This is a genomic window from Amycolatopsis sp. NPDC005003, assembly GCF_053600695.1.
This window is the reverse complement of the sequence record NZ_JBSGAI010000005.1, coordinates 266179-279713: the sequence shown is the minus strand read 5'-3', so window position 1 is coordinate 279713 and position 13535 is coordinate 266179. Positions and strand designations below refer to the sequence as shown.

General features: G+C 73.4%; 15 protein-coding genes. 7 read left to right on the top strand and 8 right to left on the bottom strand.

All coding sequences use genetic code 11. The features are described 5' to 3' along the window. Nucleotides 1–193 precede the first annotated feature (193 nt). Together ACWED2_RS08670 and ACWED2_RS08665 are read left to right on the top strand one after the other, a co-directional pair. A complete protein-coding gene (locus ACWED2_RS08670) occupies nt 194–790 on the top strand; it encodes a DUF2567 domain-containing protein (RefSeq protein WP_449689820.1) in 597 nt (198 codons plus the stop codon). Nucleotides 791–838: 48 nt separating this feature from the next. After that, nucleotides 839–1891, top strand: a complete 1053-nt coding sequence (locus ACWED2_RS08665; RefSeq protein ID WP_449689819.1) for a M48 family metallopeptidase — start codon at nt 839–841, stop codon at nt 1889–1891. Between the two features lie 23 nt (nt 1892–1914). On the opposite strand, the gene ACWED2_RS08660 is transcribed toward ACWED2_RS08665, so the two are convergent. Next, nucleotides 1915–2631 carry an LON peptidase substrate-binding domain-containing protein gene (locus ACWED2_RS08660; RefSeq protein WP_449689818.1) on the bottom strand — a complete coding sequence of 239 codons (717 nt, stop codon included), beginning with the start codon at nt 2629–2631 and terminating at the stop codon, nt 1915–1917. Between the two features lie 40 nt (nt 2632–2671). Further along, complete coding sequence (locus ACWED2_RS08655) at nt 2672–3304, bottom strand: NUDIX hydrolase (RefSeq protein WP_449689817.1); 633 nt, start codon at nt 3302–3304, stop codon at nt 2672–2674. A gap of 113 nt (nt 3305–3417) precedes the next feature. Between ACWED2_RS08655 and nadA the strand changes: the two genes are divergently transcribed. From nadA to ACWED2_RS08635, 4 genes are all read left to right on the top strand, one after another. Further along, the gene (nadA, locus tag ACWED2_RS08650) at nt 3418–4428 is read left to right on the top strand and encodes a quinolinate synthase NadA (RefSeq protein WP_449689816.1); all 1011 of its coding nucleotides are present in this window, start codon (nt 3418–3420) and stop codon (nt 4426–4428) included. Continuing rightward, nucleotides 4425–6068: an L-aspartate oxidase gene (locus tag ACWED2_RS08645; RefSeq protein ID WP_449689815.1), complete on the top strand. Its 1644-nt coding sequence runs from the start codon at nt 4425–4427 to the stop codon at nt 6066–6068. The genes nadA and ACWED2_RS08645 overlap by 4 nt, the downstream gene beginning before the upstream one ends. Further along, nucleotides 6065–6958, top strand: coding sequence for a carboxylating nicotinate-nucleotide diphosphorylase (nadC, locus tag ACWED2_RS08640; protein ID WP_449689814.1), 894 nt, complete (start codon nt 6065–6067; stop codon nt 6956–6958). The genes ACWED2_RS08645 and nadC overlap by 4 nt, the downstream gene beginning before the upstream one ends. An 88-nt stretch (nt 6959–7046) precedes the next feature. Continuing rightward, nucleotides 7047–8183, top strand: a complete 1137-nt coding sequence (locus ACWED2_RS08635) for a S8 family serine peptidase (RefSeq protein WP_449689873.1) — start codon at nt 7047–7049, stop codon at nt 8181–8183. Between the two features lie 66 nt (nt 8184–8249). Here ACWED2_RS08635 and ACWED2_RS08630 read toward each other — a convergent pair whose 3' ends face one another. The 6 genes from ACWED2_RS08630 to ACWED2_RS08605 all read right to left on the bottom strand — a co-directional run bounded on the left by ACWED2_RS08630 (nt 8250) and on the right by ACWED2_RS08605 (nt 12323). Further along, on the bottom strand, nt 8250–8603 hold the full coding sequence (locus ACWED2_RS08630; RefSeq protein ID WP_449689813.1) for a hypothetical protein: 354 nt from the start codon (nt 8601–8603) through the stop codon (nt 8250–8252). Then, nucleotides 8600–9868, bottom strand: coding sequence for an alpha/beta hydrolase (locus tag ACWED2_RS08625; RefSeq protein ID WP_449689812.1), 1269 nt, complete (start codon nt 9866–9868; stop codon nt 8600–8602). The genes ACWED2_RS08630 and ACWED2_RS08625 overlap by 4 nt, the downstream gene beginning before the upstream one ends. Then, nucleotides 9868–11172: a WXG100 family type VII secretion target gene (locus tag ACWED2_RS08620; protein WP_449689811.1), complete on the bottom strand. Its 1305-nt coding sequence runs from the start codon at nt 11170–11172 to the stop codon at nt 9868–9870. The genes ACWED2_RS08625 and ACWED2_RS08620 overlap by 1 nt, the downstream gene beginning before the upstream one ends. Further along, nucleotides 11169–11555 carry a hypothetical protein gene (locus ACWED2_RS08615; protein WP_449689810.1) on the bottom strand — a complete coding sequence of 129 codons (387 nt, stop codon included), beginning with the start codon at nt 11553–11555 and terminating at the stop codon, nt 11169–11171. Before ACWED2_RS08615 ends, ACWED2_RS08620 begins: the two co-directional genes overlap by 4 nt. 102 nt (nt 11556–11657) lie before the next feature. Continuing rightward, nucleotides 11658–11960, bottom strand: a complete 303-nt coding sequence (locus ACWED2_RS08610) for a hypothetical protein (RefSeq protein ID WP_003057455.1) — start codon at nt 11958–11960, stop codon at nt 11658–11660. 18 nt (nt 11961–11978) lie between these two features. After that, a complete protein-coding gene (locus ACWED2_RS08605; RefSeq protein ID WP_152603733.1) occupies nt 11979–12323 on the bottom strand; it encodes a WXG100 family type VII secretion target in 345 nt (114 codons plus the stop codon). Between the two features lie 216 nt (nt 12324–12539). Between ACWED2_RS08605 and ACWED2_RS08600 the strand changes: the two genes are divergently transcribed. Beyond that, on the top strand, nt 12540–13529 hold the full coding sequence (locus ACWED2_RS08600; RefSeq protein ID WP_449689809.1) for a hypothetical protein: 990 nt from the start codon (nt 12540–12542) through the stop codon (nt 13527–13529). Nucleotides 13530–13535 lie beyond the last annotated feature (6 nt).

The following is a 13535-nucleotide window of genomic DNA, read 5'->3' as shown; positions in this document are numbered from 1 at the left end:
GGGTAACGAACCGGATCGTTCATTGGCCGGGTGGGCTGCGGGCCTAACGAACCAGATCGTTCATCAGCGACCGGCCGTGGCGTAACGAACCGGATAGTTCACAAGCGGCGGGTCGGCGACACGGCGAGCGGCTCACCGCGCCCACGCGTCGACCGGTTACGCTCGGTGGGCACAGTCGCAGGAGGGAGTCCGGGTGAGTGAGTCGTCGGGGCCCGCGCACCGGCCGTCGGCCGTGGCCGGCCCGTGGTCGGTGCCCGTGCTGTTCCGGGAGCGGCGGCCGCGCGTCGTCGTGAAGGCCGACCTGCTGCCCGCCATCAGCGTGCTCGGCGTCCTCACCCTGCTGAGCTTCCCGCTCGCCTTCGCCTGGTCGCGGCTCGCGCCGCCGGAGCGGGTGCGCATCGTCGCCGCCGACGGCACCCAGGGCGCCCTGGAGCTGGAGAGCTGGCACCGGTTCGACGACCTGGCCGTCTTCGGGTTCCTCGCGCTCGGAATGGGGATCGTCGTCGGCGTCGTCGTCTGGCTGCTGCGCGAACGCCGCGGCCCGGTGGTCTTCCTCGCCGCGGTGCTCGGCGTCGCGCTGGCCGGCGCGCTGGCCATGCTGCTCGGCGTCGGCTGGGCGAACAGCCACTACGCCATCGCCACCCCGCCCGCGCTCGGATCGGTGATCGAGCTGGCGCCGCGCCTGGAGTCGTGGTGGGTGCTGCTCACCGGCCCGCTCGGCGTGTCGATCGCCTACACCCTGCTGGCCACCTGGAACGGCCGCGACGACCTGGGCCGCCGCCTCGGCTGACCGCTTTCCCCTAAGGTGGTGTCCGTCACCTACAGGGGGGATCCAGCAGTGACCGACGACATCGAGGTTTCGCGGCACAACGCCGTCCGCTTTCCCGGCATCAGCCCGCGTGCGTACGAGCACCCGGTGGACCGCGGTGCGCTCGCCACGCTGCGCGCGGTGCCCGGCTTCGCCCAGGTCGTCAAGACCGTTTCGGGCTTCTACAACGAACGCGGCGAGCGGCTGATGGCGCTCGCGTCGTCGATCCGCGTCGGCCCGAAGCAGTACCCGGAGCTCGACCGGCTGCGCCACGAATGCGCCGAGACGCTGGACCTACCGTCGGTGCCGAACCTGTTCGTCTTCCAGAACGCGCAGATCCATGCGGAGACGGTCGGCATGGACGAGCCGTTCATCGCGATCAGCACCGGGCTCGTCGAGCTGATGAACGTCGACTCATTGCGGTTCGTGATCGGGCACGAGATGGGGCACGTGCTGTCCGGGCACGCGGTCTACCGCACGATCATGGTGCGCCTGATCCGCCTGCAGCTGGCGATGTCGTGGACGCCGGTCAGCGCGCTCGGCATCCGGGCGATCATCGCGGCGCTGCGCGAGTGGTTCCGCAAGGCGGAGCTGTCGTGCGACCGGGCCGGGCTGCTGTGCAGCCAGGACCCGACGGCGGCGCTGCGCGCCCAGATCCAGGTGGCGGGCGGCATCGACCCGGCCCGCATCGACGTCCCGTCGTTCCTGCAGCAGGCCGCCGAGTACGAGTCGGTCGAGGACATCCGCGACAGCTTTCTCAAGCTCAGGTTCGTCGAGACGGAGTCGCACCCGTTCGCGGTGGTCCGCGCGGCCCAGCTGCAGAAGTGGGCGGCGTCCGAGGACTACCGCGCAATCCTGGCCGGCGACTACCCCCGCCGCGACGAAGACTCGCCGACGTCGGATTGGAAGGACGACCTGAAGTCGGCGGCCAAGTCGTACAAGGACTCGTGGAACTCCTCGACGGACCCGCTGACGAAGGTGTTCAGCGACGTCGGCGAGGCGGTCTCCGGCGCGGCGGGCAAGGTGTGGAACAAGTTCGGGAACGGCAACGGGAACCGCAGCGGTTCGGAGGAGAACGCCTGACCCCGCGCCCCGGCCGGGCGGGGTCAGTTCAAACTCGCCGGGCGGCTGAGGTCGGTCAGCTCGCCCGGGGGCAGGGGGACCGCGCCCAGGGTGTTCAGGAAGCCCGCTTCCCGGGTCAGCAGGCGGCAGGCGATGCGAAGGCGGCGCAGCGGGTGGCGTTCCTCCAGCAGTCGCTGGCGGTCCTCCAGCGGCAGCAGGCAGTCCGCCGCCAGCACGTACGCCAGCTCGGCGATCGTCGTTTCCGAGGCCGGGGCGTGCCAGTCGTCGCTGCGCCAGGCCGTTTCGCAGTACCTCTGGTGCGCCGCGCGGGCCACCGCGGCCAGGCGCTCCGCCATGCCTCCGGACGGGGCCACCGGGTCGTCGTCGACCCACTCCACCGAGGCGATCAGGTACGGGGCCGACACGCAGTCGAGGTCGCGCAGGCGGAAGCGGCGCCGGGCCTGCGTCACCACGTCGAACCGGCCGTCCGGGAGGCGTTTGGCCTCGCGCAGGACCGTGCTGCAGCCGATCTCGTGCAGTTGGTCCAGACCACGGACCTCGCGGGTCAGTGACGACCGGAGGGCGATCACGCCGAACTCGCGGCCCGGCACCGTGCCGCTCACCAGGTCCGCCGTCAGCTGCCGGTACCGCGGTTCGAAGATGTGCAGCGGGAGCTTGGTGCCGGGCAGCAGCACGGTCTGAAGCGGGAACAACGGCAGGATCGTCGTCGTCGCGTCACTATCCGGTTCCGGCTCGGTCACGCGTCCACGGTAAGGGGAGAACGCCTTCGGCGCAGCACGGTCACCTCGATGGCGGCTTGAACACGGCGAACGGATCCGTGATCTGCATGCCGTTGCCGGCGAAGGAGAACAGCGCCGCCGGCCGCCCGCCCGCGCGGCCCGGTGCCGCCGTGTGGCCCGTCGGCACCAGCAGCCCGCGGCGGGACAGCACCCGCTGCAGGTTGGTCGCCGACACGCGGTAGCCCAAAGCCGCCGAATACAGGCCGCGCAGCGCCGAGATCGTGAACTCGTCCGGCGCCAGCGCGAAGCCGAGGTTGGTGTAGGAAAGCTTCGACCGCAGCCGGTCGCGGGCGCGCAGCACGATCGCCTCGTGGTCGAACGCCGTCCGCGGCAGCGAAGCGACGTCGTGCCACTCGGTGTCCTCGGGCACTTCGGGGTCGACGTCGGACGGCACCAGGCCGAGGAAGGCCGTCGCCACCACGCGCGGCCCCGGGACGCGGTGCGGGTCGCTGAACACCGCCAGCTGCTCGACGTGCTTGAGCTGGCGGACGTCCACTTTCTCGGCGAGCTGGCGCCGGATCGACGTCTCGACGTCCTCGTCGGGCCGCAGCCGCCCGCCCGGCAACGACCAGCGCCCGAGGTGCGGGTCCAGCGCGCGGCGCCACAGCAGCACCCGCAGTGTGTCCGAGCGCACTTGAAGGACCGCGCCCAAAACCTCGTGGGCCAAGGGGGCCTGGGTGTTAAGATGACTTCGCACGGTTTTCGATTGTAAGGCGAAAACCGGAGATCGGTCCAGGAGGGCCAACCATGACTTCGACGCTCGATCAGGACCTCACCCCCTACGGCGGGGTCGAGGCGAACGCGGCCTGGGCGGAGGAGGTGCGGCGCCTGGCGAAGCAGCGCGACGCGGTCCTGCTCGCGCACAACTACCAGGTCCCCGAGATCCAGGACATCGCCGACCACACCGGCGACTCCCTCGCGCTCAGCCGGATCGCGGCGAGCAGCGACGCGTCCACCATCGTCTTCTGCGGCGTGCACTTCATGGCCGAGACCGCGAAGATCCTCGCGCCCGAAAAGACCGTCCTGATCCCGGACGCGCGGGCCGGCTGCTCGCTGGCCGACTCCATCACCGGCGCCGAGCTGCGGGCCTGGAAGGCCGAGCACCCGGGCGCGGTGGTCGTCTCCTACGTCAACACCACGGCCGAGGTGAAGGCCGAGACCGACATCTGCTGCACGTCGTCGAACGCGGTCGACGTCGTCGCCTCCATCCCCGCTGACCAGGAAGTTCTCTTCCTGCCGGACCAGTTCCTCGGTGCGCACGTCAAGCGCGTCACCGGCCGGGAGAACATGCACGTCTGGGCCGGGGAGTGCCACGTCCACGCGGGCATCAACGGCGCCGAGCTGGCCGAGCGCGCGGCCGAGGAGCCGGACGCCGACCTGTTCATCCACCCCGAGTGCGGCTGCGCGACGTCGGCGCTCTACCTGGCCGGCGAGGGGGCCGTGGCGCCGGAGCGGGTCAAGATCCTCTCCACCGGCGACATGGTCCACGAGGCCCGCGACACCCGCGCCAAGACCGTGCTGGTGGCCACCGAGATCGGCATGATCCACCAGCTCCGCAAGGCCGCGCCCGGCATCGACTTCCGCGCGGTGAACGACCGCGCGTCCTGCCGGTACATGAAGATGATCACGCCCGCCGCGCTGCTGCGCTGCCTGCGTGACGGCCTCGACGAGGTCCACGTCGACCTCGAGACGGCGGCGCGCGCGAAGGCCTCGGTGCAGCGGATGATCGAGATCGGGCAGCCCGGCGGCGGCGAATGACCCCGCCGGTTAATGACCCACAGGCGAAAACCCCGGTCTGGGAAGCCCGTGCCGACCTGGTCGTGATCGGCAGCGGCGTCGCCGGGCTGACCGCGGCGCTGCGGGCGCAGGCGCTCGGGCTGCACGTCCTGGTGGTCACCAAGGCCGCCGTCGCGGACGGCAACACGCGCTGGGCGCAGGGCGGCGTCGCCGTCGTCCTGGACGACCAGCACGACCTCGACGACTCCGTCGCCCGGCACGCGGAGGACACGTTCACCGCGGGCGCCGGCCTGTGCGACGAGCCGGCGGCGCGCTCGATCATCGACGGCGGCCCGGCCGCGGTCGCCCGGCTGCGGGCGGACGGCGCGAAGTTCGACGTCGCGGCCTCCGGGCTGCTCGCGCGGGGCCGCGAGGGCGGGCACAGCGCGTTCCGCGTGATCCACGCGGGCGGCGACGCGACCGGCGCCGAAGTCGAACGCGCCCTGGTCGCGCAGGCCGGGCAGGCGGGCGTGCCGGTGCTGGAGCACCACATCGCCGTCGACGCGCTGCTCACCCCCGGCGGGCGGGTCGCCGGCGTGACGGTGCTCGACCGCCACGGCGTGCCCGGCGCCGTCCGCGCTTCGGCCGTGCTGGTGGCCAGCGGCGGCCTCGGGCAGCTCTACCAGGCGACCTCGAACCCGGAGATCGCCACCGGCGACGGGCTCGCGCTCGCGCTGCGGGCCGGCGCGACCGTCGCGGACATCGAGTTCGTGCAGTTCCACCCGACCGTGCTCTACACCCCGGGCGCGCGCGGCCGGTGCCCGCTCGTCACCGAGGCGGTGCGCGGCGAGGGCGCGACACTGGTGGACGGTGCCGGCCTGCCGGTGATGCCGGGCGTGCACCCACTCGGCGACCTCGCGCCGCGTGACGTCGTCTCGGCGGCGATCACCCGGCGGATGGCGGAGGCGCCGGGCGGCATCGACGACCACGTCTTCCTCGACGCGACTTCGGTCGCGGGCTTCGCGCAGCGGTTCCCGACGGTATTCGCGGCTTGCGCGGCGCTGGGCCTCGACCCGGCCGTGGACCCGATCCCGGTGACCCCGGCGGCGCACTTCTCGTGCGGCGGCGTGGTGACCACTGTGGACGGACGATCGGCGGTGGCCGGGCTCTACGCGGCCGGCGAGGTCGCGCGCACCGGGCTGCACGGCGCGAACCGGCTGGCGTCCAACAGCCTGCTCGAAGGCCTGGTCGTCGGGCAGCGCGTCGCCGAGGCCGTCGCGGCGGACCTCGCGGCCGGCCTGCTGGCCGATCCTTCGCGAGGGCGGCTGCCGTCGCGGATCACCGCGCCGGCGGCGGAGCGCGACTCCCTGCAGCGGGTGATGAGCCGGTACGCGGCCATTGGCCGGGACGCCGACGGGCTGGCGGCCGCCGGTTCGGTGCTGGATCTGTCCCTTTCGGACACTCCGCTGTGGACGCACGCGGGCGTCGAAGACGCGGCGCTGACCGTGGTGGCGCAGGCGTTGCTCGCCGCGGCCGTCCGGCGCACCGAGTCGCGGGGCTGCCACGTGCGCACCGACTTCCCGGCGCGCGACGACGGCTGGCGGCGCAGCCAGCTCATCCGGCTCAGCCCGTCCGGTCAGCCCGTGCTGGCCGACCCGATCCCCCTGGAAGGCGTGGCATGACGTTCCCGATCTCCGACTCCGTCCGCCGGCTGATCGCGGCCGCCGGGCTGGACGTCGACGACGTCGAGCGCGTGGTTTCCACGGCGCTGGGCGAGGACCTGCGGTACGGGCCGGACGCGACGACGGCGGCCACGGTGCCGGCCGACGCGGCCGCGGTCGCCGAGCTGACCCCGCGCGTGACCGGGGTCGTCGCCGGGCTGCCGGTGGCGCTCGCGGTGTTCGACATGGTCCTCGGCGACGGCTACGAGGTGCTGGCCCGGCGCGAGGACGGCGACCGGCTGGTCGCGGGGGAGCCCGCGCTGGTGCTGGCCGGCCCGGTGCGCGGGCTGCTCACCGCCGAGCGCACGGCGCTGAACCTGCTGTGCCACCTCTCCGGCGTCGCCACCGCGACCGCCGCCTGGGTGTCCGAAGTGGACGGCACCGGGTGCGCGATCCGGGACTCGCGCAAGACGTTGCCGGGGCTGCGGCTGCTGCAGAAGTACGCCGTCCGCTGCGGCGGCGGGGTCAACCACCGGCTGGGCCTCGGCGACGCGGTGCTGATCAAGGACAACCACGTCGTCGCCGCGGGTTCGGTGACGGCGGCGCTGGCGGCGGCCCGGGCGCACGCGCCGGAACTGGCCTGCGAGGTCGAGGTCGACACGCTCGACCAGCTCGAGGAGGCCCTGTCCGCCGGCGCGGACGAGGTGCTGCTGGACAACTTCACGCCCGAGCAGTGCCGCCGGGCCGTGGCGCGCCGCGACGAAGTTTCGCCGAAGACGCGGCTGGAATCCTCTGGTGGGCTCACCCTCGACCGTGGTAAGGCCTACGCACTGTCCGGTGTGGACTACCTGTCGGTGGGCGGGCTGACGCATTCCTCACCGGCGCTGGATCTGGGCATGGACCTTCGCTGAGGCGTCGTCGGAGGCTAGACTGGCGGTGGCGGACTTCCTTGTCCGCCACCGTCTTTCGGTTTCGGGGGTTCGGGTGCGGTTACCGGCGTTGCTCGCGGTGGCGGGCCTCGTGGCGGCTTCGGGTGTCTTCGGTGCACCGGCCGCCTGGGCGCAGGGGTGCGCGAACCCGTCCGGCACCTACACCGGCGAGGTCCCGTGGGGCCAGCGCCTGGTCGACCCGGCGCGGCTGTGGCCGCTGACCCGGGGCGGCGGCCAGCTGGTGGCCGTGGTCGGCACCGGCGTCGACGGGCAGAACGCGCAGTTCGCCCCCGGCCAGCTCGACACCGGGGCCGGCACCGAGCGCACGGACTGCGACGGCCGCGGCACGATCGCGGCCGGGATCGTCGGCGCGCAACCGGATCCGTCGACGACGTTCGCCGGCGTCGCGCCCGGCGTGCGGCTGCTGCCGATCCGGTACACCACCGGCGACGGCGGTGACCCCGGCGAGCTGGCCGAGGCGATCGACCGGGCGGTGGACCGGCGCGCGGGCGTGATCCTGGTCGCCGTGCCCGCGGCGGCCGACAGCCCGGCGTTGTCGGGGGCGGTTTCCCGGGCGCGCTCGCGAGGGGCGGTGGTCGTCTCGGCGGCGTCGGCGACCCAGCAGGGCGCGCGGACGTACCCGACGGCGACGTCCGGCGTCCTGGCCGTCGGGTCGGTGAACCCCGCGGGCGCGCCGGTGCAGACCGAAGCGGGGGACCACGTCGGCCTCGCCGCGCCGGGCGCGGAGCTGGTGAGCACGTCGGCGGGGGCCGGCGGCGCGGTGGCGCACCGCTGGCCGCTGACCGACCCGAGCCTCGCGGCGGCGTACGTCGCCGGGGTCGCGGCGCTGGTGCGGGCCTACCACCCGGAGCTGTCCGGCGACCAGGTCGTCACGCGCCTGACGCTGACGGCCCACCGCCCGCCGTCCGGCAGCCACGACCCGCGGCTGGGCTGGGGAGTCCTGGACGCCTACGCGGCGGTGTCGTCGACCCTCCCAGCCGACGTCCCGCCACCCGGCGCTCTCCCGCCTTCGGCCTCGGCCCCGACGGTGGTCCCGGCCGCCGCACCCGCGCCCCGGCCGTCGAACGTCCCGGCGGGCACGATCGCCCTGGCCGGGGTCGCCTTGGCCGCGGCCGCCGGGGTGACGGTGGCCGCGGTCCGCCGCGCCCGCCGCCGTGGCTGGCGCCCCTCCCGCTTCACCCCGTAACCCCGTGTCGTCCCCCCAATCACGTGTGATTGGAGGGGCATCACTCGTGATCGGGGGGACGACACGTCAGGTGGGGAGGGGGCGGGTGGAGCCGATGATCGTGACCGAGCCGGCCACGTGGATCGTGAAGTCCGCGCCTTCGCGGGTGAAGCGGGTGATCTGCTCGCGGGGGGTGCTGCGGTCGTGGGATTCCCAGCCGTCGCGGTGCAACGCCGGGAGGAGCGCCGCCAGGCTGGTTTCCGGCGCGGCCGGGTGGTCGACGCGGACGCCGTACTGCCAGCACAGCAGGTGACCCGGGCTGGTCGGGTCGCAGTCCAGCTCGCCGGAAAGCGTCGGCTCCGCGGAACCGCCGAAGGCGGCCGCGACGTCGTCGATCACCGTGGTCAGCTCGGCCGCCAGGCGGGTCAGTCCGGGCGTCATCGGAGGTCCCCGGCCGAGGTGAGGACGCGGTAGATGTTCGTCCACGAATCCGAACCCGGCTTCAGCACGTCGTTGTGCGACGACACGCCCCAGATCGCCGAACCGGAAGCGTCGCTGCCGGTGCCCAGCTCGGTGACGCCGGGGAAGACGTCCGGGTCCGCGCCGTGCCCGATGCCGGTCCACTCCAGGCCCCAGGCGTTGCCCTGCGCGAGCACGATCGGGTCCAGCGGTGCCGTCATCGAGAACCGCTGGACACCCGCCTGGCTCGGCGGCAGGTCGGCCGGCGACCACACGCCGTGGCCCATGCCGGCCGACTCGACGTGCAGCACGCGGTCGACGTCGAGGCCGTGCGCCTCGGCCAGCCCGACCGTCGCCCCGCCGTAGCTGTGCCCGATCGCGGTCAGCGTGACGCCGGAGCCCGCGTGGCTCGCGATCTCGCCGCGCAGGTCGTCGGCGAAGTGCTTGAGGTCCGGCGCCATCGCCTGGGCGTACCCCGCGTCCGGCCCCTGCGCCACCGGGCCCTGCGGGAACACGCCGTCGGCCCAGACGACGACCGCCGTGCGCCCGGCCGGGTCCGCGGCCACCAGGCTGCGCCCGAGACCGGCGTAGGCGTCGAAGTTCGACAGCTGCGTGTTGACGCCGGGCACGAACAGCCCGACGTTCCGCGTCCCCGGCTCGATGTGCCCGACGAGCTCGACGATCCGGCCGTTGCCCGCGGGATCGAACCGGAGGATCTGCCGGTCGTGCGCCAGGATGTCCTCGTACAGCTTGATCCGCGCCTGCGACCGCGCGATGGCATCCGCATCGGTCAACGCCGCCAGCCGCAACCGCTCGGCGGTGAGGGCATCGGCGACCTTGCCGCGGTTGTCCGCGATCGCGTGCGCCCACGCGCCGGTGTCGGCCGGGCCGCCGATCCCGGCCGGGTTTCCCGCGCGGGGCAACGGATCCTCGGGCAGCAGGGCCCGGTACATCGCCGCGACCTGCGCGTCCGCCCGCCGGTACCCGGCCGCGCACGAAGTCAGTCCACTTCGGAGCGTCCGCAGCCGGGACACGCTCGACTCGAGCTTCGCACCCAGCTCGGTCATCGTCTTCTCGAACGTCTTGGCCGCGGCGGCCGACTCGCTCACCTGGCCGAACGCGGTGGCGGGCAGCTTCTCACCCGCCACCGCCGACTGCGCCGCGGAAAGCGCCTCGGCGCGGGAACCGGACTCGCCGGCCACCGCGTCGAGGCGCGCCGGGGCCACGCGATAGCCCGCCGCCGTCATCAGGAGCCGTCTTCGCCGATGACCGGCGGCGCGACCGGCGCCGACTGGCCCCAGACGTTCTCGGTCTCCACCAGCCACGCCGGGATCCGCCGGCCGGAGCCCATGTCCCCGCCGCCGCCCATGCCCATCGGCATCATGGGCATCATCGGCATCGCGCCCTTGGCCGCCGACGCCGCCGCGGCCCCGGCCGCGCCACCGGCGAGCCCGCTCAGCGCGTTGCCCGCGCCGCCGTCGCCGGCCAGGCCGGAATGCGCCGCCGGGACTTCGCCGGGCCCGGTGAGCCCACCGCCGATCGGCACGCCACCGCCGCCTCCGCCGAGCGAAGGCGCGTCGCCGCCGCCGATCGGGATGCCGCCGCCCTTGCCGCCCTCGACGCCGGCGCCGCCCCCGCCGAGCTTCGTCCCGGGCGGCTGTTCCTTGTCGTCCTTGGGATCCTTGCCGGTCGCCCACGACGGCACCTTCGGCATGATCGAGCCGAACCGGCCGAACGCGGCGGCCGAAGCCGCCGCGAGCCCGGCGGTGAACATGTCGCCGAACAGCGGGTTCGACGTCGGCACGGTCGTCCCGGGCTGGGTCGTCGTCGTCCCGCCACCGGGCAGCGGGTGCCCGTCGGTGGGGGTGACGACGACACCGCCGCCGGTCATGCCGTTGCCGACGAGCCCCGGCGAACCGGCGCTGCCCGCGCCCCCACCGGCGGGCGGGGTCGTGGGCACGGGCACGGCGTTGGGCGAGGCCGGGATCGACTCCTCCGCGGCGGTGTACTCCCCGGCGAGCTGGGTCATCACGACGATGGCCTTGCCGTGCGCCGAGCCCGCGGCGTTCGCGGCGGCCTGCTGCGCTTCGACGTTCGCGATGGCCTGCTGACGCTGCTGCGCCGCGGCCTGGATGACGGCCGGCGAGGCGTCCGGCGGCAGCAGCGGCGGGTTCACCGCGAGCGCGACGTCGGCGGGGGCGACGTCCGGCACCGAAACCGGCGGCGGCATCTCCTTCTTGGCCTTCACCAGCGCGTCGGCGGCGTCGCCGAGTGTCACGTTCATCGCCTCCGCGGTCTGCGCCACCTTCGAGATGCCGTTCGCGAGGTCGGTGATCATCCGCTGGTACTGGTCGGCCGCCCCACCGGTCCACTGGTCCTTGAACTCGGTGAGCTCGGCATTCAGGTTGTGGGCCTGCTCGTGCAGGTGCAGTGCGGCGGACTTCCACTTGTCGGCGGCGTGCCGCGCGCTGTTCGGGTCGCCGGCCTGCAGCATCGCGTACAGCTGCTGGTGGCTGTACGCGGCGAAGTTCGTGTGCGCGGTGTTCGTCATCCCTTGCGGCTCCCGTCGCTGTCACCCGAGCCGAGCAGGCCGAGCACCGGGTCGAGCAGGCCGGTGACGGCGCCCGAAGCGTGCAGGTCCCCGGCCACCGACTGGTCGGCGTGCTGGTACCCGTCGGCGACCGTGGTGGTCACGTCCTGGGCGAACCCGATCGCGCTGCGGACCTGGTCGAGCAGGCCCTGCATCTCCGACACGGCGGCGCGGTGGGCGTCGGCCAGCGACCCGGCCTCGCCGAACTCGCCGAACAGCAGCGGCTCCTCGCCGAGGGTGAGCAGGAAGTCGTTCGGTTTCGACATCGCGTGGATCTGGGTTTCCAGCTCCCGCACGAAGTCCTTCAGCGATTCCAGGTGGACGTAGTACGACTGGTCTGGCATCGGTCCCGGCTCTCTGGCGCGATGGGGCTGACGTGGGGAAAGCCGGTCGGCCGGTGCGAGCGGGGGGTTTCCCGCACCGGCCGACCGACGTCTGGGGCGCGGTCAGCCCGCGAACAGTCCCTGGTTGCGGTTCTCCAGCGACTGCTGGAGGTCGTGCGCCTCGCCGACCTTCCCGCCGAACTGCGCGATGATCGCGACGATGTCCGCGGTGGCCTGGCGCAGGCGCGTTTCGGCCTGGCGGGCGGCGTCACCGGCGGAGCTGCCGGAGGCGTACCAGGTCGCGGTGATCGGCTGCAGGTTCTGGTGCAGCTGCTCCAGCTGCGAGGTGAGCGCCTTGGCCTTGGCGGCCAGGGATGCCGAGCTGTGCTGCAGCGCGGCGAAGTTGATTTCGACGACGTCGGCCATGGTGGGCGTCCTCTCGGGTCAGGGGTTGAGGCGGGGGAGCACGCCCGAGCCCTCGAGGGTGTTGCCGACCCCCTGGAAGCTCTGGTGGACGTCGGCGTCACCGCGGCCGTAGTTCGCGTGGCTGGTGTGCACGAGCTGCGACATCGTGTCGAGCTCCTTCACCGCGGCGGACATCTTCTCCTGCAGCCGGCGCTGGAGGTCCCAGAAGGCCACGGCCTGGTCGCCCTTGTAGTTGCGCAGCGCCTCGGTCAGCTCGGACTCCAAGCTGGCCATCGTGGACTTGGCGTTCGTCGCGGTTTCCTCGAAACCCTGGACGGCGCGCGTCATGGCAGCGGAATCTGCCTGGAATCCCGGACTGGACATCGACGGGCCACCTCCTTCCTGAAGCGAATTCCCCTGGCGCGGTGGTCCGCGCGGTGTGAAAGTCACGCTAGAAAAGAGGCCTGTTCGGTCAAACGGCACAACTGCCGGTCGCGGTGACGGCACTATTACCCACGCGGCCGGGGTAGGGCGGTCCCCACCTCGGGACGGTGGTGCGCTCCAGTGCCCCCGGGCCGCTCCCGCGCCAGGCTTGAAACTATGGCAGACAAGGGAAATCCGCTGGTCACGCTGCGGGCGTGGCACCGCCCGCTGGTGGTGCTCGCCGGGGCGACGGGGGTGCTGTGCGCGGTCTCGCTGCTCGGGCTCCTGGTCGATGATCGCACGCTGGTCAACGCGCCGATCTGGCTCAAGCCCTTCAAGTTCTCCGTTTCGATCGGCCTGTACGCGCTGACGCTCGCGTGGCTGCTGACGCACGTGCGCCGCGGCCGCCGCGCCGGCTGGTGGTTCGGCACCCTGTTCGCCGTGGGCATCGGCCTCGACTTCGTGCTGCTGGTGTGGCAGATCATCGGCCGCGGCCGCACGCTGCACTTCAACCAGGCGACGCCCACCGACGCCGCGATCAACAGCGTCGTCGCGGGTGGCGCGTACACGGCGTGGCTGATGACCGCCGCCGTCGCCGTCCTGCTGCTGTTCCAGCGCATCCCGGACCGCGCGCTGCGCTCGGCCCTGCGGTGGGGCGCCGGTCTGGCCGTGGCCGGGATGTACGTCGCGACGCTGATGTTCTCGCCGACGCCGGCCCAGCAGGCCGTGCTCGAGGCCGGCGGCGAGTACTCGACGTTCGGCGCGCACTCGGTCGGCGTCGAGGACGGCGGCCCGGGGCTGCCGGTGGTCGGCTGGAGCACGGCCGGCGGGGACCTGCGGATCCCGCACTTCGTCGGCATCCACGGGCTGCAGGTGCTGCCGCTGGCCGCGTTCGGGCTGCTCCTGCTGGCCCGCCGGTACCGGGTGCTCGAATCCGACGTCGTCCGCCGCCGGCTGGTCCGGACCACGGGCGCGGGCTACCTGGGCCTGCTCGCGCTGCTCACCTGGCAGGCCGAGCGCGGCCAGTCGATCGTGCACCCGGACTTCTGGACGCTCGCCGCCGCCACCGGCCTGATCGGGGCCGTCGCCCTCGCGGGCACGCTGTCCCTGCGGTCGCTTCCGCGGGAGCCGGTCGGTTCTGCCGAAATTCTGAGATCCGCCCGGTAGACCGGG